The organism is Pseudomonas sp. NPDC087614, assembly GCF_044743485.1.
In the GTDB taxonomy this organism is placed as follows: domain Bacteria; phylum Pseudomonadota; class Gammaproteobacteria; order Pseudomonadales; family Pseudomonadaceae; genus Aquipseudomonas; species Aquipseudomonas baetica_A.
The window spans coordinates 1-18,819 of the sequence record NZ_JBIUWN010000024.1 but is presented as its reverse complement, the minus strand read 5'-3'; the positions used below and the strand labels follow the sequence as shown (position 1 = coordinate 18,819).

The 18,819-nt window shown below is 59.8% G+C and carries 17 protein-coding genes; 9 read left to right on the top strand and 8 right to left on the bottom strand.

From position 1 onward, the window contains the following. Positions 1 to 43: 43 nt before the first annotated feature. Both zigA and ACIOWA_RS11810 read left to right on the top strand, forming a co-directional pair. Complete coding sequence (zigA, locus tag ACIOWA_RS11815) at positions 44 to 1,249, top strand: zinc metallochaperone GTPase ZigA (RefSeq protein WP_401159916.1); 1,206 nt, start codon at positions 44 to 46, stop codon at positions 1,247 to 1,249. Beyond that, the gene (locus tag ACIOWA_RS11810) at positions 1,249 to 1,899 is read left to right on the top strand and encodes a DUF1826 domain-containing protein (RefSeq protein WP_401159914.1); all 651 of its coding nucleotides are present in this window, start codon (positions 1,249 to 1,251) and stop codon (positions 1,897 to 1,899) included. The genes zigA and ACIOWA_RS11810 overlap by 1 nt, the downstream gene beginning before the upstream one ends. A 4-nt stretch (positions 1,900 to 1,903) precedes the next feature. Here ACIOWA_RS11810 and ACIOWA_RS11805 read toward each other — a convergent pair whose 3' ends face one another. Further along, positions 1,904 to 2,260 (bottom strand): NADH:ubiquinone oxidoreductase, encoded by a 357-nt coding sequence (locus ACIOWA_RS11805; protein WP_401159912.1) that lies wholly within the window; start codon positions 2,258 to 2,260, stop codon positions 1,904 to 1,906. A gap of 28 nt (positions 2,261 to 2,288) precedes the next feature. On the opposite strand from ACIOWA_RS11805, the gene ACIOWA_RS11800 reads away from it, so the two are divergent. After that, positions 2,289 to 3,260, top strand: a complete 972-nt coding sequence (locus ACIOWA_RS11800; protein ID WP_401159910.1) for a CobW family GTP-binding protein — start codon at positions 2,289 to 2,291, stop codon at positions 3,258 to 3,260. Between the two features lies 1 nt (position 3,261). Here ACIOWA_RS11800 and ACIOWA_RS11795 read toward each other — a convergent pair whose 3' ends face one another. Further along, positions 3,262 to 3,675, bottom strand: coding sequence for a DUF3301 domain-containing protein (locus tag ACIOWA_RS11795; protein ID WP_339431478.1), 414 nt, complete (start codon positions 3,673 to 3,675; stop codon positions 3,262 to 3,264). 117 nt (positions 3,676 to 3,792) lie between these two features. Between ACIOWA_RS11795 and pdxY the strand changes: the two genes are divergently transcribed. Next, positions 3,793 to 4,665: a pyridoxal kinase PdxY gene (pdxY, locus tag ACIOWA_RS11790; protein ID WP_401159908.1), complete on the top strand. Its 873-nt coding sequence runs from the start codon at positions 3,793 to 3,795 to the stop codon at positions 4,663 to 4,665. Positions 4,666 to 4,800: 135 nt separating this feature from the next. On the opposite strand, the gene ACIOWA_RS11785 is transcribed toward pdxY, so the two are convergent. Further along, complete coding sequence (locus ACIOWA_RS11785; RefSeq protein ID WP_007989648.1) at positions 4,801 to 5,283, bottom strand: acyl-CoA thioesterase; 483 nt, start codon at positions 5,281 to 5,283, stop codon at positions 4,801 to 4,803. Positions 5,284 to 5,563: 280 nt separating this feature from the next. On the opposite strand from ACIOWA_RS11785, the gene ACIOWA_RS11780 reads away from it, so the two are divergent. Next, on the top strand, positions 5,564 to 7,327 hold the full coding sequence (locus tag ACIOWA_RS11780) for a cation:proton antiporter (protein ID WP_339431480.1): 1,764 nt from the start codon (positions 5,564 to 5,566) through the stop codon (positions 7,325 to 7,327). 21 nt (positions 7,328 to 7,348) lie between these two features. On the opposite strand, the gene ACIOWA_RS11775 is transcribed toward ACIOWA_RS11780, so the two are convergent. The 4 genes from ACIOWA_RS11775 to uvrD form a co-directional block, all read right to left on the bottom strand. Beyond that, a complete protein-coding gene (locus tag ACIOWA_RS11775) occupies positions 7,349 to 7,756 on the bottom strand; it encodes an SMI1/KNR4 family protein (RefSeq protein ID WP_401159906.1) in 408 nt (135 codons plus the stop codon). 138 nt (positions 7,757 to 7,894) lie between these two features. After that, complete coding sequence (locus ACIOWA_RS11770; protein ID WP_339431482.1) at positions 7,895 to 8,761, bottom strand: Tim44 domain-containing protein; 867 nt, start codon at positions 8,759 to 8,761, stop codon at positions 7,895 to 7,897. Positions 8,762 to 8,937: 176 nt separating this feature from the next. After that, positions 8,938 to 9,378, bottom strand: a complete 441-nt coding sequence (locus ACIOWA_RS11765) for an EamA family transporter (protein WP_339465150.1) — start codon at positions 9,376 to 9,378, stop codon at positions 8,938 to 8,940. Positions 9,379 to 9,513: 135 nt separating this feature from the next. Next, on the bottom strand, positions 9,514 to 11,697 hold the full coding sequence (gene uvrD, locus ACIOWA_RS11760; protein WP_339431484.1) for a DNA helicase II: 2,184 nt from the start codon (positions 11,695 to 11,697) through the stop codon (positions 9,514 to 9,516). A 257-nt stretch (positions 11,698 to 11,954) separates the two neighbouring features. Here uvrD and ACIOWA_RS11755 point away from each other — a divergent pair, with 257 nt between their 5' ends. The 3 genes from ACIOWA_RS11755 to ACIOWA_RS11745 all read left to right on the top strand — a co-directional run bounded on the left by ACIOWA_RS11755 (position 11,955) and on the right by ACIOWA_RS11745 (position 16,240). Further along, positions 11,955 to 14,828, top strand: a complete 2,874-nt coding sequence (locus ACIOWA_RS11755) for a putative bifunctional diguanylate cyclase/phosphodiesterase (protein ID WP_401159903.1) — start codon at positions 11,955 to 11,957, stop codon at positions 14,826 to 14,828. A 127-nt stretch (positions 14,829 to 14,955) separates the two neighbouring features. Further along, entirely contained in the window at positions 14,956 to 15,822 is an 867-nt protein-coding gene (gene hexR / locus ACIOWA_RS11750; protein ID WP_007962240.1) for a transcriptional regulator HexR, read from the top strand. Positions 15,823 to 16,027: 205 nt separating this feature from the next. Further along, entirely contained in the window at positions 16,028 to 16,240 is a 213-nt protein-coding gene (locus tag ACIOWA_RS11745; RefSeq protein WP_221731873.1) for a PA3496 family putative envelope integrity protein, read from the top strand. Here the strand turns inward: ACIOWA_RS11745 and ACIOWA_RS11740 are convergent. Continuing rightward, complete coding sequence (locus ACIOWA_RS11740) at positions 16,182 to 17,144, bottom strand: LysR family transcriptional regulator (protein ID WP_339431486.1); 963 nt, start codon at positions 17,142 to 17,144, stop codon at positions 16,182 to 16,184. The genes ACIOWA_RS11745 and ACIOWA_RS11740 overlap by 59 nt on opposite strands. 190 nt (positions 17,145 to 17,334) lie before the next feature. On the opposite strand from ACIOWA_RS11740, the gene ACIOWA_RS11735 reads away from it, so the two are divergent. Further along, positions 17,335 to 18,765: an acetyl-CoA carboxylase biotin carboxylase subunit gene (locus tag ACIOWA_RS11735; protein WP_401159900.1), complete on the top strand. Its 1,431-nt coding sequence runs from the start codon at positions 17,335 to 17,337 to the stop codon at positions 18,763 to 18,765. Positions 18,766 to 18,819: the final 54 nt, after the last annotated feature.

Sequence of the window (18,819 nt, the reverse complement as noted above, 5' to 3'; positions counted from 1 at the left end):
CAACCAATGCGTTGATCGGCTGCTATCTAATGAGGATTATCCAATGTCAGCCGAATTGCCCGTCACCGTACTTTCCGGATTTCTTGGCGCCGGTAAAAGTACACTTTTGAATTACGTACTACGTAATCGAAACGGTTTGCGCGTCGCCGTCATCGTCAATGATATGAGCGAAATCAACATTGATGGCAGCGAAGTCCAGCGCGATGTCAGCCTGAACCGCGCCGAAGAAAAACTCGTGGAAATGAGTAACGGCTGTATCTGCTGTACGTTACGTGAGGACTTGCTTGAGGAAGTCAGCAAGCTCGCCCGTGATGGCCGCTTCGATTACTTGTTGATCGAGTCAACGGGGATCTCCGAGCCACTGCCGGTGGCGGAGACCTTCACCTTCCGCGATGAGCAGGGACAGAGCCTCGCTGACATCGCCCGTCTCGACACCATGGTCACAGTCGTCGACGGCATGAATTTTCTCCTCGACTACCAGGCCGCCGAAAGCCTTGCCTCCCGTGGTGAAACCCTCGGTGAGGAGGACGAGCGCTCCATCACTGATCTGCTCATTGAGCAAGTCGAGTTCGCCGACGTGTTGCTGATCAGCAAGATCGATCTGATCAGCCAGAGCGAGCGCGAACAACTGATCGCCATCCTCAAACGCCTCAATGCTCAGGCCGAAATAATCCCGATGGTCATGGGCGAAGTGCCGCTGGACAAAATTCTCAACACGGGTCGTTTCGATTTTGAAAAAGCTGCGCAAGCCCCCGGTTGGTTGCAGGAGCTGCGCGGTGAGCACGTCCCGGAAACGGATGAATATGGCATCGCCTCTACCGCCTATCGCGCGCGCCGCCCCTTCCACCCGCAGCGTTTTTACAACTTCATTGATCGTCCGTGGCTCAACGGCAAATTGCTGCGCTCCAAAGGCTTCTTCTGGCTGGCGAGCAAGCCTGCTGACGCGGGCAGTTGGTCCCAGGCCGGTGGTTTGATGCGCCATGGTTTTGCCGGACGCTGGTGGCGTTTCGTGCCGAAAAACCAATGGCCGCAGGATCAGGACAGTACCGCCGCGATCATGGAAAACTGGACCGCCAGCGTCGGAGACTGCCGTCAGGAGTTGGTGTTTATCGGTCAGAACATCGATTTCGTGCAGCTTTCTGCCGAACTCGACGAGTGTTTGCTGAACGATGATGAAATGGCGATCGGCGTCGAAGGTTGGCGATCGATGCCGGATCCGTTCGGTCCCTGGCATGAAGAGGCCGCCTGATGCTTGCGCTCAACATGTTGCAAAACTGCACCCGCTATCAGCATCAGGGGCCCACGCCCAAAGTGCTGGCACGCATTCTTGAGGACGAAACAAACCTGGCGGTCTGGCAGCGGCAACTACCGCGGCACATCGCTGATTTCGCTGATTTGCTACTGTCACTCAACGAACCCTTGGCGGAGTCGCTGTGCCTGGAGATGGCTGATGAAGAGGCCGAGCCGGATCTCACCGGGTTGGCGGGCGGATTTCGCGATCTGCAGGGTTACGAGGGCTTTATCGCAGACCTGAAGTGGCTGGTCAGCGCCTTCGCCTGTCTGCTCGGCGCCCGGCGTATCGGCTTGCGTCTGCGGGTGCTGGATAAGGCCATGTGTCCGCGTTTTCACGTTGATCATGTGCCGGTACGGCTGATCACCACGTATGCGGGTGTCGGCAGTCAATGGCTCAAAGAAGGCACGATGGATCGTCAGCAACTGGGCCAGGCGAATTCGCAGCCGCAAGACTCGGCACAGATCCAGCAACTGGCCAGCGGTGAAGTCGCGTTATTCAAGGGCGAAAAGTGGCACGGCAATGAAGGTTTTGGCTTGATTCATCGCTCGCCCCAGCCGGCGGCCGGCGAGCGTCGGCTGATTCTGACCCTCGACTGGCTCGGCTAACGCTTCAAGGCTTGAGCCATTTGCCTTGGCTCTGCCCCTCGCAATAGGGCTGTAGATAAGCGGCATCCGTGGCCACGCCGTAATAGTGAGTATCCTGGCGATAGGGCATATTGGCGACTTGCGCGTTGCTGCACACGCCGAAGGCTCCGGACGGGCACTGGTCGAGGTACTGCACCTCGACTTTTTGCCCGGCCAGCGAGGGTTGGCAGAGGCCGTCGTTGAACAGTTTTTCCGGGATGTTGCGGTTCTGCTGGCAGACTTTGACGTCGAGCCGCTCGCTCTGGCTGTGCACCACGCAGGCCTGGGCCAACACTTCGCTCGACACCAGCATCAGCAACAACGACCATCCCCTCCAACGCATCTTCGCTCTCCTCAGAAAATTCCCGGCCATGTTGCAGAACATTCCTACCCATGTCATCGCCGGCCCTTTGGGCGCCGGCAAGACCAGTCTGATTCGCCAGCTCATGGCGCAACGACCGGTCGGTGAACGCTGGGCCGTGCTCATCAACGAGTTCGGCCAGATCGGCCTCGACGCCGCGCTGTTGACCCGCGATGGCGATGGTATCGCACTGGGTGAAGTGGCCGGAGGCTGTTTGTGTTGCGTGAATGGTGCGCCGTTTCAGGTCGGCCTTGGACGTTTGCTGCGCAAGGCCAAACCGGATCGGCTGTTTATCGAGCCTTCCGGGCTGGGCCATCCCGCGCAGTTACTTGAACAGCTGAGCGAAGCGCCATGGCAGGGCGTACTGGCGATACAACCGTGTGTGCTGGTGCTGGATGCCCAGTCGCTCAACGCGGGGAAAGCGCTGCCGACAGCGCAACAGCAAGCGTTGGACCGTGCCGGTTTACTGTTGCTGAACAAGGCTGAAGGCCTGGATGGGAGCGCCCGCCAGAAAATAGCCAGTCAGTTGCCGCCCGTCAGGCTGATCTGGACGCAACAGGCGCAACTGCCCTTGAGCGAACTGCCGGGCCTGGCCGTGCAAGCGGTGGCGGGTGTGGATAACTGGGTCGCGCCCAAAGGGTTGGCGCAGATGCCGGCGGTCTGGAGCGATCCGACGCTACCGATTTGCCTGAGTCAGGCGCAGGAGGGCGGTTGGAGCATGGGATGGCGCTGGCATCCGAGCCAGACGTTCGATCAGCAGCGAATGGCTGTTTGGCTTCAAAGTCTTGTCTGGGCCAGGGCCAAACTGGTTATCCACAGCGCCGACGGTTGGGTTTCGGCGAATGCTCTGGATAACGCCGAGCTGACTTGGCAAACCAGTGAATGGCGAAAGGATTCGCGAATCGAGCTGATCTTCGCCGACTCGCAGAATATCGATCAACTGCAGGCAGGATTAGCGCAGTGCCGGATTCAGACGCGCTGATTCACGGCTTCCATTTGGTGTGTTCCTGCCGCCACTGACTCAGTTCGATCACTTCGGCGCGAGGCTTGTGGACTTCGACCACGGGCGGCGTATCGTCGAACGGCGCCGGGTAGGGTGCCAGTTCGATCTGCGCGCTGTGGGCGCCAAACTGGGTGATGGTGCCGTTGTGGCGGGTTTCGCCGGTCACCGTGAATTCGAAGGTGTACACCCGCGCCAGACGTCGGCGACCGTTGGCGTCCTTGATCAAGCCGATCTTCTTGAGCGCAACGTTGCCGTCGAGCAACTCGACGCGCACGTTCAGGCAATGCTGCTTGACCCGCTCCAGCGCTCGCTCGCGCAAGCCGTGGTTGTGCCAAAGCCACGCGCCGGCAGCGGCAAACAGCATCAACACAAAGATGTTTTCGAGGGTCAGCATCAACATCAAACTCCAAAAGATGGCGTCAGCTTAACTGCGTCGCCGGTCTGTCGTACAGACTGCGTTTCGTCGCATACTGCGCGGCTTGAATTTCAATCGTTTTACGGAAAAACCCGAATGAAACGTACGCCTCATCTGCTCGCCATTCAGTCCCATGTGGTGTTTGGCCACGCCGGTAACAGTGCAGCGGTTTTCCCGATGCAGCGGGTCGGGGTGAATGTCTGGCCACTCAACACCGTGCAGTTCTCCAACCACACCCAATACGGTCAGTGGGCTGGTGAAGTGCTGTCGCCTCAGCAGATTCCCGAACTGGTCGAAGGCATCGCTGCGATTGGCGAACTGGGCAACTGCGATGCGGTGCTCTCGGGGTATCTGGGCAGCGCCGCACAGGGGCGGGCGATTCTCAGCGGCGTTGCGCGCATCAAATCGGTCAACCCGAAGGCGCTTTATCTGTGTGATCCGGTGATGGGGCACCCGCAGAAGGGGTGCCGCGTGCCGACGGAGGTCAGCGACTTCTTGTTGGAAGAGGCGGCCGCGGTGGCGGACATTATGTGTCCGAACCAACTGGAACTGGACAGCTTCTCCGGGCGCAAGCCGCAGTCCTTGTTCGATTGCCTGGCGATGGCGCGGGCATTGTTGGCGCGCGGGCCGAAAGCGGTGCTGGTCAAACATCTGGATTACCCGGGAAAACCGGCGGATGGCTTCGAGATGTTGTTGGTGACTGCCGAGGGCAATTGGCATCTGCGCCGTCCGTTGCTGGCGTTCCCGCGCCAGCCGGTGGGCGTGGGCGATCTGACGTCCGGTCTGTTCCTGGCACGGGTGCTGCTGGGCGACAGCCTGGTGGCCGCGTTCGAATTCACGGCGGCGGCGGTGCATGAAGTGTTGCTGGAGACTCAGGCGTGCGCCAGTTACGAACTGCAACTGGTGCGGGCGCAGGACCGAATTGCGCATCCGCGAGTGAAGTTCGAGGCTACGGCGATCAGTCTGTAAGACCGCATCGCGCCCATTCGCGAGCAAGCCCGCCCCCACATTCGACCGCGTTCTCATGGGAGCGCTGCGATTAAATGCAGGAGCGGGCTTGATCGCGAAGGCTATCTGTAAAGCGACATCGTCCCAAAGGATCGATCAGGCGTCGCCCTTGATGTCCTGGTAACGCTTCTCCAGCTCCTGACGAATCTGCCGGCGCTGCTGGGCCTGCATGTAACGACGCTTGTCTTCACTGTTCTGGGGTTGCAGTGGCGGCACGGGCGCCGGCTTGCGCTGATCATCCACCGCGACCATGGTGAAGAAGCAACTGTTGGTGTGGCGCACCGAGCGTTCGCGGATGTTCTCGGTCACCACTTTGATGCCGACTTCCATCGACGTGTTGCCGGTGTAGTTGACCGAGGCGAGGAACGTCACCAGTTCGCCGACATGGATCGGCTCGCGGAAAATCACCTGATCCACCGACAGGGTCACCACATAGCGGCCGGCATAGCGGCTCGCGCAGGCGTAGGCCACTTCGTCGAGGTATTTGAGCAGGGTGCCGCCGTGGACATTGCCTGAGAAGTTGGCCATGTCGGGGGTCATCAGTACCGTCATCGACAGCTGGGCGTTTCCGGGTTCCATAACGTTCTCACGGATCAAGGCTGGATTGCTGGAAGCACCTCTGCGGGTGCCTGGTCACTTTTCAAAAGTGCCGTTATCGGGACGCCGGGCGACAGGTCGCCGTCACGCCGGGATCGTTCTGTTTCCATATATTGCACTGCCTTCCCGCCCGAAGTCGCGGTGCTACCCTGCAAAAACCCGCGTAAAAAGGCCGTTCCCACAACAAACGCGGATTTTTCCGAACACGCTCAGGCCTCTCTGACGTCTGACTGCGCGCTTGGCCAATCAAGGAGCCCACGCCATGCATGCCATCAGCTTTATTCAGGATCTGGCGGTGATCATGTTGGTCGCAGGCGTGGTAACTGTCCTGTTTCACCGGTTCAAGCAACCGGTGGTGCTCGGTTACATCGTTGCCGGTTTCATCATCGGCCCACACACCCCGCCGTTCGGCTTCATCCACGACGAAGAAACGATCAAGACCCTCGCCGAACTGGGGGTGATTTTCCTGATGTTCTGCCTGGGCCTTGAGTTCAGCCTGCGCAAGCTGTTCAAGGTCGGCGCCACGGCGTTTATCGCGGCGTTCCTCGAAATCGTCCTGATGATCTGGATCGGCTATGAGATTGGTCGCTGGTTTGACTGGAGCACCATGGACTCGCTGTTTCTCGGCGCGATCCTGGCGATCTCCTCGACCACCATCATCGTCAAGGCGCTCAATGATCTGAAAATGAAGAACGAGCGCTTCGCGCAGTTGATCTTCGGTGTGTTGATCGTCGAAGACATCCTCGGCATCGGCATTATTGCCCTGCTGTCGAGCATCGCCGTCAGCGGCACGGTGAGCTCCGGCGAAGTGTTCTCCACGGTCGGCAAGCTGTCGCTGTTCATGATTGTTGCGCTGGTGATCGGCATTCTGTTGGTGCCACGCTTGCTGGCTTACGTCGCCAAATTCGAAAGCAACGAGATGCTGCTGATCACCGTGCTGGGCCTGTGTTTCGGCTTTTGCCTGCTGGTCGTCAAGCTCGAATACAGCATGGTGCTGGGCGCATTCCTGATCGGCGCAATCATGGCCGAGTCACGGCAACTGCTAAAAATCGAACGGCTGATCGAGCCGATTCGTGATCTGTTCAGCGCGATCTTCTTTGTGGCCATCGGCCTGATGCTCGACCCGATGATCCTGCTGCAATATGCGTGGCCGATTGCGGTCATCACCGTCGCCGTGGTGCTGGGCAAGATGCTGTCCTGCGGCCTCGGCGCCTTTATCGCCGGCAATGACGGACGCACCTCACTGCGGGTAGGGATGGGGCTGTCACAGATTGGCGAATTTTCCTTCATTATCGCGGCACTGGGCATGACCTTGCAGGTGACCAGTCACTTCCTTTATCCGGTTGCCGTGGCAGTGTCGGTGATCACTACACTGCTGACGCCTTATCTGATTCGCGCCGCTGATCCGCTGTCGATCAAGCTGTCTGCCGCCATGCCGCAACGTCTCTCGCGAGTGTTCGGGATGTATGGCGAATGGCTGCGCAGCATTCAGCCGCAAGGCGAGGGCGCGATGCTGGCAGCGATGATTCGGCGAATTCTGTTGCAGGTCGGGGTCAATCTGGCGCTGGTGATTGCGATCTTCTTTAGCGGGGCGTTCTTTGCCGGACGTCTGTCGGTCTGGATGCAGGAGTGGATCAGCGATCCGAGCTGGCAGAAAGCATTGATCTGGGGTGGAGCGCTGCTGGTGTCGCTGCCGTTCTTGATTGCGGCGTACCGCAAGCTCAAGGCGCTGTCGATGTTGCTGGCGGAGATGGGCGTGAAGCCGCAGATGGCTGGGCGTCACACGCAGCGAGTGCGCCGGGTGATCTGCGAAGTGATCCCGATTCTCTCGCTGCTGGTGATTTTTCTGCTGCTGGCAGCCTTGTCGGCCAGTATTTTGCCGACCAACAAGTTGCTGGTGCTGATCGCCGTGGTCGCGGCCGCCGTGGCGGCGCTGCTCTGGCGTTGGTTCATCCGCGTGCACACGCGGATGCAGGTGGCCTTGCTGGAAACCCTCGACAATCACAAGGAGTCGTCGGGGCACTGATCACCCGGGGCGCTTGGCCGATCAGCTTTCCAGCCAGACGTCCCGCGCCCAGTGCCACACCGATTCCCAGGTTTCTTCGGCATCCAGCTCTTCTTCGGCCTGCCACAGCACCACTGTGCCGTCTTCCTCGACACAGTAGTAGTCGTCGCCGTCCTGACAGATCGGGATCCGGCTGCGATCAACACCGACATCCCAGGCGTTGGCGGCAACCTCCGGCAAGTAAGTGTGGGATTGTGGGTCGGTCACGGTCACGGGTTCCAGGCTGCCGTAAACCACATCGCTGACGGTCAGCAAAAACTCTTTGAAGACAAACGGAATATCGATGAACAGTTGTTCTTCGATTTCGACCAGCAGATCTTCGTCAGGCAACTCCAATGGAACCGGTACGGGTTCGTTGGCTTCGCGCAGTTGTTCGATGATTTCTTCCACGTCCGGGATCCTCTTGCTTGAATGGCGCGGTTTATATGGGCCGGTTTATACAGTAGCTCGCTATAGATGCAACCGTGAAATAGAAAAACCCCGGACGAGTCCAGGGTTTTCATAAGCGCATGCTTGACGCAGAGGGTATCAGCCGTTCTGGCGGATACCGGCGACCAGCCAAGGCTGGTTGTCGCCCTGCGGACGTTCCATGTTCCAGCTTTCGCTGAACACTTCGCCCTGGTCGAAACGCGAAGTCTTCGACACACCGCTGAAAGTCAGGGTGGCGATAGTCTTGTCGGCACGGTCATCGACGCCGTCCAGTTGCACCTGGAGGTTGTCGATGTAGGTCGACTGGAACGCGTCGCCCAGATCCGCACGCTCACGCTTGAGGAACTCGAGCATTTGCGGGGTCACGAACTCGGCGATCTTGTCCATTTCGTTGGCATCCCAGTGCTGCTGCAGCGACTGGAAGTGGCTGCGCGCAGCTTCAAGGAAGTTCTGTTCGTTGAACCAGGCCGGCGCGTTGATTACCGGACGGGCGGCAGCCGGTGCAGCCGAACCACCGAAGATCGAACCCATGGCCGCAGGCTTTTGCTCGAACGTTTCACGCTGCATCGGCGCGCCGGCCGGAGCGAATTGCTCTTGCTGCTTGCGGCGACGAGCGGCGATGAAACGGAAGATCACGAACGCGATCAAGCCCATGATCAGGATGTCGAAGATCTGCATGCCCTGGAAGCCGCCGCCCATGAACATGGACGCGAGCAGGCCACCGGCGGCGATGCCGGCCAGAGGGCCGAGCCAGCGCGAAGCACCGCCGGCCTTGGCAGCGGCGCCAGCGGCACCGGCAGTCGCCGCAGCGCCGCCCATGCCTGAGGAAGAGGGAGCCATCTGGCTGGTCTGGTGCGTCGGCGCAGCGCCGGCGCTTTTGCCACCACCAAAGCGCTTGGCGTTGGCGTCGAGGCTCATCGTCAGGCCGATGCACAACGCCATGGCGATGCTAAGAAAACGTTTCATAAAGGGAATACCCGTTTGTGGAGACACGCGCGCCATGTTGCACAGCTGAAGTGTTACTGGCTAGCGAGAGAGTGTTTCGGGCTTTTGCCTGACAGGTTACGTTCAGCTTGGTCCAGGCAATAAGGCTATGTACTTTTGTCTGTAGGAAATCGGGATGGGTTCAGTGAGAAATTTGCTCAGCGACGAAACGCCAGCATCACCACACCGGCCGTAATCAGACCGACTCCACCCCATTGACGCAGGTCGAGTTTCTCGCCCAGCAGGATCACGCCGAGCACTGCCACCAGCACCACGCTGAGCTTGTCGACTGGAGCCACCAGCGAGGCCGGGCCGACCTTTAGCGCCCGGAAATAGCACAGCCAAGACGCGCCGGTGCCCAGGCCGGATAACAGCAGGAACAGATAGCTCTTGGCGGATATTGATCCCAATGACTGATATTGGCCCGTGGCGTACAAAATCAAGGCCAGGCTGACCAGTACCACGATGGTGCGCAGGAGGGTGGCGAAGTCGGAATTGACGTTTTCGATGCCGACTTTAGCGAAGATCGCCGTCAACGCGGCAAAAGTGGCCGAGAGCAGTGCCCAGAATGTCCAGGAGGAAAAGAAGCCTGAGCCCATGTGGCTATCCCGATGATTAGCGCCAGCCCCTGTGGGGAGCGAGCTTGCTCGCGATCAGGGCGTGTCAGCCAACGCAGTGTTGAATGAAAGACCGCTTTCGCGAGCAAGCCCGCTCCCTCAGGGACGCCGTAAGGCTTATATGGCTTCGAGCTTCGCGTAGCCCAACATCAGCCACTTGCTGCCTTCGCCGAAATTCACCTGCACCCTGGCCTGAGCACCGGCGCCTTCGAAATTCAGGATCACCCCGTCGCCAAAGATCGAGTGACGCACGGTCTGGCCGAGGCTGAAGCCGGTTTCCGGAATTTCGCTGCCGCTGAACAGGTTGCTGCCACTCATCGACTGGTTGCCGCCAAATGGTCGGCTGACGCTGTTCGACAAGCGCACTTCCTGAATCAGACCCTTCGGCACTTCTCGTACGAAACGCGACACCTTGTTGTAGGTTTCGCTGCCGTATAGGCGTCGGGTTTCAGCATAGGTCATCACCAGATTCTGCATCGCCCGGGTGATACCGACATAGGCCAGACGCCGTTCTTCCTCAAGGCGTCCCGGTTCTTCCAGGCTCATCTTGTGCGGGAACAGGCCTTCTTCCATACCCACCAGGAACACGTAAGGGAATTCCAGGCCTTTGGCGCTGTGCAGGGTCATCAACTGAATGCTGTCTTCATGCTCATCGGCCTGAGTGTCGCCGGCCTCTAGCGAAGCGTGGCCGAGGAATGCCGCCAGTGGTGACAGTTCTTCGTCTTCTTCGGTGGTCTCGAAGTTGCGTGCAGCGCTGACCAGTTCTTCAAGGTTTTCCACCCGGGCCTGGCCTTTCTCGCCTTTTTCCGCTTCGTGATACGCGATGAGGCCGGATTGCTCGATGACGGTCTGCGTCATCAGATGCAGCGGCATCTCCATGCATTTGGCGGCGAGGTTCTCGATCAGCTCGATAAACGCCCCCAACGCGCCAGCCGCCCGACCGGTCAGGCCTTTATTGGCGACCAGTTGGCGCATGGCTTCCCACATCGACACATCGCTGTGGCGCGCATGCTCGCGGATTGCTTCGACGGTTTTCTCGCCGATGCCGCGGGCCGGGACGTTGATCACCCGCTCCAGTGCCGCATCGTTGCCGCGACCTTCCAGCAAGCGCAGATAGGCCATGGCGTTTTTGATTTCCGCCCGCTCGAAGAAGCGCTGGCCGCCGTAAATGCGATACGGAATGCGTTCGCGCAGCAAGGCTTCTTCCAGAACGCGCGATTGGGCATTGGAGCGGTACAGAATCGCGATATCGCTGCGTGCCAGGCCGGTTTTCAGCGCACTTTCGATGGTTTCGACAACGTAGCGTGCTTCGTCGTGTTCATTGAACGCGGCGTACAGATTGATCGCTTCGCCATCGCCGCCGTCGGTCCACAGCTCTTTACCCAGGCGTCCGGTGTTGTTGGCGATCAGGGCGTTGGCGGCCTTTAGGATGCCGGCGGTGGAGCGGTAGTTCTGCTCCAGGCGAATGGTCACCGAATCCGGGAAGTCGGAGGAGTACTGATGAATGTTTTCGATTTTCGCGCCGCGCCAGCCGTAGATCGACTGGTCGTCATCGCCAACCACCATCAGGCTGTCGCCGCCCTTGCCCAGCAGACGCAACCAGGCGTACTGCACGGCGTTGGTGTCCTGGAATTCGTCCACCAGAATGTGCCGGAAACGCTTCTGATAATGCGCCAACAGGCCCGGATGATCGCGCCACAGGTCGAGCGCGCGCAGCAGCAGCTCAGAGAAGTCGATGACGCCGGCACGCAGGCAAGCCGCTTCGTAGGCCTCATAGATGCTGCGCATGGTTGCCAGGTACAGATCGCCGCTGGCCTGAATGTGTTTGGGACGCAGACCTTCGTCTTTCTGCCCATTGATGAACCACTGGGCCTGACGGGCCGGCCAGCGTTGTTCGTCCAGACCCAGCTCGCGAATCACTCGCTTGACCAGCCGCTGCTGATCGTCGCTGTCGAGAATCTGGAAAGTCTGGCTCAAACCCGCTTCCTGCCAGTGCGCCCGCAGCAAGCGGTGCGCCAGGCCATGGAAGGTGCCGACCCACATGCCCGCCGGGTTGATACCCAGCAACTGCTCGATGCGATGACGCATCTCGGCAGCGGCCTTGTTGGTGAAGGTCACCGACAAAATGGAGTGGGGCGAGGCGTTTTCGACCTGGATCAACCAGGCGATACGGTGCACCAGCACTCGGGTTTTACCGGAGCCAGCACCGGCCAGGACCAACTGACGGCCAACGGGGGCCGCTACGGCCTGGCGTTGGGCATCGTTGAGGGAGTTCAGCAGAAGGGAGAGATCATCGCGCATCGGGGCATTCTAGGGTGCGCCGCAGGCCCGGGCAAACCGAGCTTTGCATTAGCCGATGAAAGTCCTGCCAGTGACGACCGGTCGGTCACTGCCTACAGGCGTCAGCCCGCCTCGCTTTGCGGGTTTTTTCAGTGGCGAGGGGGCGAAAAGTTTCCGTGAAATTATGATCTGGAGCAGTTTGGCAACAGGATCGGCTTGTGTATGCTCCGTCCACGTTTCGGGCGCACGCCCTCCTTATAAGAACAAGAACGTTGCCCATGACCCTCAGCTCCGAACTGTCGGGCCCCTCTGTGGAACCCCGGGTTATTCGCCGGCATTACGCCACCGAAATGGCGGTCGAGCGCACACGCCTGCTGTATCAGGGCTCTTTATTGCCCACGCTGTTCATGTTGATCAATGGTCTGGTCTGCGCCGGTTTGCTCTGGAGCCCGCAGCGTTACTTCGTGGTCAGCGTCTGGCTGGTGTGGTTGCTGTTGCTGGTCGCATTACGGGTGATTCAGGTGGCCGCGTTCGATTCGGCGATTCCCCATCGTCAAGCCCAGCCGATCTGGTTCCGGATGTTCCTGATCGGCTCGACCATGACCGGCCTGACCCTGGCCGGGGCTGGCATCGCTCTGGTGCCGGCCGACAATTTCATGCAGCAAGCCTGGGTGTTCGGCCTGATCGGCGCCGCGACCCTCTCGGCCAGTGTTGCCTATGCCGTGAGCCTGCCGGCGTTCTTGTCCTTTACCTTGCCGTGCCTGCTGCCGGCGATCGGTTTTCTGTTCTGGGGCGGCGATGAGCAGGCGCGCGGCTGGGGTTGGCTGGGGCTGATCCTGCTGGGTTCGCTGAGCGTGGTGGCGTGGCAGGTCAATCGTCTGATCGATCGCGGTTTGCTGCGACGCTTCCAGAATCAGCACCTGATCGAACACCTGCAACAGACGCAGTCGCGCAGCGAGCAACTCAATCAGGAGCTGGCCAGGGAAATCGAGCACCGTCGCTGTGCCGAGGGCCAATTGCGCGAAGCGCAGGTCGAACTGGAAGACCGCGTCGCCCAGCGCAGTCGTGAACTGGACGCCGCTAACCAGGCGTTGAGCAAAAGCGAGGCGCGCCTGGCACTGGCGTTGAAAGCCAGTGAGTTGGGGCTGTGGGACTGGAATCTGCAAACCGACGAAGTCCATCACACGCAGATTCAGGAGCTGTTCGGCCTCGCCCCGGAATACGTCACAGCGATCCTGCGCGACCTCAAGCCGCGGCTGCACCCGCAAGACCTGCCGGCGCTCAAACACGCGCTGATCGAGCATTTGAAGGGCCGCACTGAGGACTACCAGATCGAATACCGCGTGCGTCACGGCGACGGCCACTGGGTGTGGATCGAGGACCGTGGTCGCGCCGTTGAGCGCAGCGAGAGCGGGCGGGTGATCCGCATGCTCGGCACGCGCCGCGACATCAGCGCCAGTAAACACCTTGAAGAACAGCAGCGACTGGCGGCGACCGTGTTTGAAGCGGCCAGCGAAGGCATCGTGATTCTCGATCCGAACTACGCGCTGATCGCGATCAATCAGGCCTTCAGTCGGGTCACGGGGTACGACATCGACGACATGCTGGGGCGTAACGTCGTCGAGTTGCCGTGCAGCCGCGATGCCCGCCGCCATTACGTTGCGATCCGCCATGCGCTGGAACAGCACGGCAGTTGGCAGGGCGAACTGGTGGAGACCCGCAAGAACGGTGAGCTGTATCCGCAGTGGCTACAACTTAACGCGGTGCGCGATAGTCGGGGAAATGTCAGCCATATCGTGGGCTTTTTCGCCGATCTGTCAGCACGGCGCGAATCCGAAGAGCGCATGCGTTATCTGGCCCATTACGACGAACTCACAGGCCTGGCCAACCGCTCGCTGTTCCGCGAACGCCTGCACGAAGCGCATCAACGGGTGCGGCAGGGCGGGCGACGCAGTCTGGCGCTGCTGCACATCAATCTGGATCGCTTCAAACTGCTCAATGACAGTCTGGGTCACGAAATCGCTGACCAGTTGTTGCAAAAAATGGCGCGACGGTTGGTTAATGCCTTACCGGAAGCCGACACCATTGCCCGGTTGTCCGGCGACGAATTTGCGGTGCTCTTCGATGCCTACGGCAACCTGTCGAGTCTGGCCCGAGTGGCCACGCGATTGGCGGCCAAACTGCGCCTGCCGCTGACGGTCGAAGGCCATGAGTTGGTGGTCAGTGCATCGATGGGCATCAGCATGTTGCCGGACAATGCGCGGGAGATTTCCGCGCTGCTCAGTCAGTCGAACATGGCCATGCAACATGCCAAACATTTGGGCGGCAACAACTTCCAGTTTTATACCGACAGCTTGCAGGCCAGCACCCTTGAGCGCTTGCAACTGGAAAACCAGTTGCGCAAAGCCATCGAAGAGCAGCAGTTGAAGGTGTTCTACCAGCCCAAGCTGTGCCTGGAGACCGGGCGCCTGAATGCGGCGGAAGCGCTGGTGCGCTGGGATCATCCAACCATGGGCCGAGTGCCGCCGGGGGATTTCATCGGTCTGGCCGAAGAAACCGGACTGATCGGGCCAATCGGCGAATTCGTGCTGCGCCAGGCCTGCTGGCAGGCGTGCGAATGGCAGCGTCAGGGGCTGGCGCCGATCCGTGTTTCGGTGAACCTGTCGGTGCACCAGTTGCGCCAAGGCAAACTGGTCAGTCTGGTGCGCCAGGTGCTGGAAGAAACCGGGCTGGCGCCGCACTACCTCGAACTGGAACTGACCGAGAGCCAGTTGCTCGACAGCGTCGAACACATCATCGCGACCTTCCAGCAACTGCGCGATCTGGGGGTGAAACTGGCGATTGATGATTTCGGCACAGGCTATTCGTCGCTCAGTTACCTCAAGCGCATCCCGGTGGATTACGTGAAGATCGATCAGGCGTTTATCCGGGGTTTGGGGGAGGGCAGTGAAGACGCGGCGATCACCCGGGCGATCATCGCCATGGCCCATGGGTTGTCGCTGAAAGTGGTGGCCGAGGGGGTCGAGCGGCAGGAGCAACTGGAATTTTTGCGTGCCGAGCGTTGCGATGAAGTGCAGGGTTATCTGATCAGTCGACCGGTGGAAGCTGCCGATCTGGCCGGGCTTTTGCGCGAACAGGACAATACGTTTTAAGGGCTACATGTATGCCATCGCGCCTGATATGGGGGCATGGAGTTACGCATTGAGCAGGCAAAAAGCCGATTCATGTAGTATAACTACAAGCTTGCTACATCCCCGACCATAAGAAGAGTCCAGCCCCGTGAATCTGCTGCAACACATCGCCCAATCACGTCACCTGTTACGCAAGTCGGAGCTCAAGGTCGCCGACCACGTGCTGCTTGACCCTGCGGCGGTGATGCACAGTTCCATGGCCGACCTGGCCCACAGCGTCGGCATCAGCGAGCCAACCATCGTGCGTTTTTGCCGTGCCATCGGTTGCTCCGGATTTCAGGATCTGAAACTCAAACTGGCGCAGAGCCTGGCCGCCGGTGCCAGTTTCGGCCAGTTCGCGATCCATGAGGACGACTCGGTCGCCGATTACAGCCTGAAGATTTTCGACACGACGTTGCACACCCTGATGGAGGTTCGCGAGAAGCTCGATCCGGTGGAACTGCAGCGCGCAGTGACGCTGATGTCCCAGGCCCAGCGCGTCGAGTTCTATGGCTTTGGCGCATCGGGCGCCGTGGCGGCGGACGCGCAGCACAAGTTCTTCCGCTTGCTGCTGACGGCGGCGGCGTATTCCGACCCGCACATGCAGGCGATGTCGGCGGTGACGTTGAAGCCGACCGACGTGGCGATCTGCATTTCCCAGTCCGGGCGTTCGAAGGATTTGCTGATTACTGCCAACCTGGTGCGCGAGAGCGGCGCGTCACTGATCACGTTGTGCCCGAGCCAGACGCCGTTGGCTGAATTGTCCACGGTCAATCTGGCGATCGATGTGCATGAAGACACCGAAATCTATACGCCGCTGACTTCGCGCATTGCGCATCTGGTGGTCATCGACGTCTTGGCGATGGGCGTGGCCATGGCGCGGGGGCCGAGTCTGGTCAACCACCTCAAGAGCGTGAAGCGCAGCCTGCGCAGCTTGCGGCTCTCACCAAAAGCTGTGAAAGCCTTAGACGACTAAAGCAAGGTCGCGCCCACATTTGATCCCCAGGACACAAGAGGTGTGTCCGCGGCAGATCCACTGTGGGAGCGGGCTTGCTCGCGAAGGCATTCCCTAAAACACCCTCGCCCTGCGAAACTTTCATCGCACTGTCATCCCCGCGAAGCCAAACCGTCATCCCCCGCGCCTATCGTGAAACTCCCGTACTCGCCTTGGGAGACTCGAAATGGCTCAGCCCTACGAAGAACGCAACAGCGCAGCGAAAACCCGTCGTCAGCAGGAAGATCAGCGCCGCATGGAATTTCGCCGTGCCATCGAAGATCGCTTCGAACTCCGCCAGCTTCAGGCCCAGATCGGAGATTTTCCCGAGGAAGGCAAACTCAACTACTGGCACGCGGCACCGGCAGCTTCCCGTCGAAGCGTTCAACCAGCGCGCTGATCTGTGCCCGTTCGCTGCGGATAAACGCCAGGAAGGCGTGTGCCACCGGTGACAGCCGTTTGGCTTTGGCTTGCACCAGGCACCAACTGCGAAACAGTGGCAACTCTTCGACCGGCAGCTCGACCAGGCCACCGGTCGCCAGCTCCAGGTTCAGGGCGTGGCGCGTCAACAGCGCCACGCCCAGGCCCGCCACCACGCATTCGCGCTGAGCTTCGGCCGAGGCCACTTCCTGAGTCTGGGTGAAGTGCACGCGTTTCTCTTTGAAGTATTCCTCGCAGGCCAGTCGTGTACCTGAGCCCGGTTCGCGGATCAGCAAGGTGTAAGGCTCCAGATCCTGCAAGCGCAACGTCCCCAAGTGCGCCAGCGGATGATCCGGGCGGGCCACGGCAACAATCGGGTTGTTGAGGAATGGCAGGAACTCCAGGCCCATGTCCTGAGGCACCATCGACATGATCACCAGGTCGTCACGGTTATCCGAGAGGCGCCGAATGACCTGGCCACGGTTGACCACGGTCAGTTGCAGGTTCACCTCCGGGTGCTGACGCTTGAAGGCGGCGAACAGGTGCGGTACGAAATACTTGGCGCTGGATTCCACGGCCAGTTTCAGTTGGCCTTGCAGTGAACCCTGCATGTCCGACAGCTGCATATCGAGGTTTTCCAGGCGCCCGAAAATGTCCCGGCTGGCGCGCTGCAGAGCTTCGGCGGCTTCGGTCATGTAGAGTTTTTTGCCGACGTAATCGAATAATGGCTGCCCGATCAGCTCCTCGAGCTGACGAATCTGAAGGCTGACGGCCGGTTGCGTGAGAGACATTTCATCCGCCGCGCGGCTGTAGGAGCGCAAATCACACACTTCGTTGAAGATCTGCAATTGACGCAATGTCATACGCATCAGGGACTTACGCATTTTTTACAGGCTCTGAAGGCTGGCGAGTGTTTCAACTATAAGTCTTTGCTTATGCCTGACCCAATTTTTATTCATTTTTGTTAATTCCTTTCGAGCGCTAGTGTGGAGTCGCGACTAAATTGAAACATTTGGTCACGCGTCGACCTGGGTCTAGCAGGTCGTGGTGCCACCGGCTCAAGGGAACCTCCAAGTGATAACAAAGATCCTGATCGCCAACCGTGGTGAGATTGCCGTACGAATCGTGCGAGCCTGCGCCGAAATGGGCATTCGCTCGGTTGCGATTTTTTCCGACGCCGACCGCCATGCCTTGCATGTGAAGCGTGCGGACGAGGCCTACAGCATCGGTGCCGAGCCACTGGCCGGTTATCTGAACCCGCGCAAACTGGTGAACCTGGCGGTTGAAACCGGTTGCGATGCACTGCACCCCGGTTACGGTTTCCTTTCGGAAAACGCTGAACTGGCAGACATCTGCGCCGAACGCGGTATTAAATTCATTGGCCCCTCGGCAGAAGTCATCCGCCGCATGGGCGACAAGACCGAAGCGCGCCGCAGCATGATCAAGGCCGGCGTACCGGTCACCCCAGGCACCGAAGGCAACGTATCGGGTATTGAAGAAGCCCTCACTGAAGGCGACCGCATCGGCTACCCGGTAATGCTCAAAGCCACTTCCGGTGGCGGTGGCCGCGGTATCCGGCGCTGCAACAGCCGCGAAGAACTCGAACAGAACTTCCCTCGCGTTATCTCCGAAGCCACCAAGGCCTTCGGTTCGGCGCAAGTGTTCCTGGAAAAATGCATCGTCAATCCCAAGCACATCGAAGCGCAGATCCTCGGCGACAGCTTTGGCAACGTGGTGCACCTGTTCGAGCGTGACTGCTCGATCCAGCGCCGCAACCAGAAGCTGATCGAAATCGCCCCGAGCCCGCAACTGACCCCGGAACAGCGCGCCTACATCGGCGACCTGTCGGTGCGTGCGGCCAAGGCTGTGGGCTATGAGAATGCTGGCACCGTGGAGTTTCTGCTCGCCGAGGGCGAGGTGTACTTCATGGAGATGAACACCCGGGTGCAGGTGGAGCACACCATCACCGAAGAAATCACCGGGATCGACATCGTCCGTGAGCAGATTCGCATCGCTTCCGGCCTGCCGCTGTCGGTGAAGCAGGAAGACATTCAGCACCGTGGTTTTGCGTTGCAGTTTCGCATCAACGCCGAAGACCCGAAAAACAACTTCCTGCCGAGCTTCGGCAAGATCACTCGTTACTACGCCCCGGGTGGCCCGGGCGTGCGTACCGACACGGCGATCTACACCGGCTACACCATTCCGCCTTACTACGACTCCATGTGCCTGAAGCTGGTTGTGTGGGCACTGACCTGGGAAGAGGCGATGGACCGTGGCCTGCGCGCACTCGACGACATGCGTCTGCAAGGCGTGAAGACCACTGCCGCGTACTATCAGGAAATCCTGCGCAACCCGGAATTCCGTAGCGGCCAGTTCAATACCAGCTTCGTTGAAAGCCATCCTGAACTGACCAACTACTCGATCAAGCGCAAACCCGAAGAGCTGGCCCTGGCCATCGCCGCCGCCATCGCCGCCCACGCAGGCCTGGGTGGAATAGAACAATGACCAAAAATATTTTTGTAACCGACACCATCCTGCGTGGGCGGCGATGGCGGCGGC

Coding starts and splice junctions, on each gene's coding strand:
- zigA (WP_401159916.1), top strand. CDS start 44: ATGTCAGCCGAATTGCCCGTCACCGTACTTTCCGGATTTCTTGGCGCC.
- ACIOWA_RS11810 (WP_401159914.1), top strand. CDS start 1,249: ATGCTTGCGCTCAACATGTTGCAAAACTGCACCCGCTATCAGCATCAG.
- ACIOWA_RS11805 (WP_401159912.1), bottom strand. CDS start 2,260: ATGCGTTGGAGGGGATGGTCGTTGTTGCTGATGCTGGTGTCGAGCGAA.
- ACIOWA_RS11800 (WP_401159910.1), top strand. CDS start 2,289: ATGTTGCAGAACATTCCTACCCATGTCATCGCCGGCCCTTTGGGCGCC.
- ACIOWA_RS11795 (WP_339431478.1), bottom strand. CDS start 3,675: ATGCTGACCCTCGAAAACATCTTTGTGTTGATGCTGTTTGCCGCTGCC.
- pdxY (WP_401159908.1), top strand. CDS start 3,793: ATGAAACGTACGCCTCATCTGCTCGCCATTCAGTCCCATGTGGTGTTT.
- ACIOWA_RS11785 (WP_007989648.1), bottom strand. CDS start 5,283: ATGGAACCCGGAAACGCCCAGCTGTCGATGACGGTACTGATGACCCCC.
- ACIOWA_RS11780 (WP_339431480.1), top strand. CDS start 5,564: ATGCATGCCATCAGCTTTATTCAGGATCTGGCGGTGATCATGTTGGTC.
- ACIOWA_RS11770 (WP_339431482.1), bottom strand. CDS start 8,761: ATGAAACGTTTTCTTAGCATCGCCATGGCGTTGTGCATCGGCCTGACG.
- ACIOWA_RS11765 (WP_339465150.1), bottom strand. CDS start 9,378: ATGGGCTCAGGCTTCTTTTCCTCCTGGACATTCTGGGCACTGCTCTCG.
- uvrD (WP_339431484.1), bottom strand. CDS start 11,697: ATGCGCGATGATCTCTCCCTTCTGCTGAACTCCCTCAACGATGCCCAA.
- ACIOWA_RS11755 (WP_401159903.1), top strand. CDS start 11,955: ATGACCCTCAGCTCCGAACTGTCGGGCCCCTCTGTGGAACCCCGGGTT.
- ACIOWA_RS11745 (WP_221731873.1), top strand. CDS start 16,028: ATGGCTCAGCCCTACGAAGAACGCAACAGCGCAGCGAAAACCCGTCGT.
- ACIOWA_RS11740 (WP_339431486.1), bottom strand. CDS start 17,144: ATGCGTAAGTCCCTGATGCGTATGACATTGCGTCAATTGCAGATCTTC.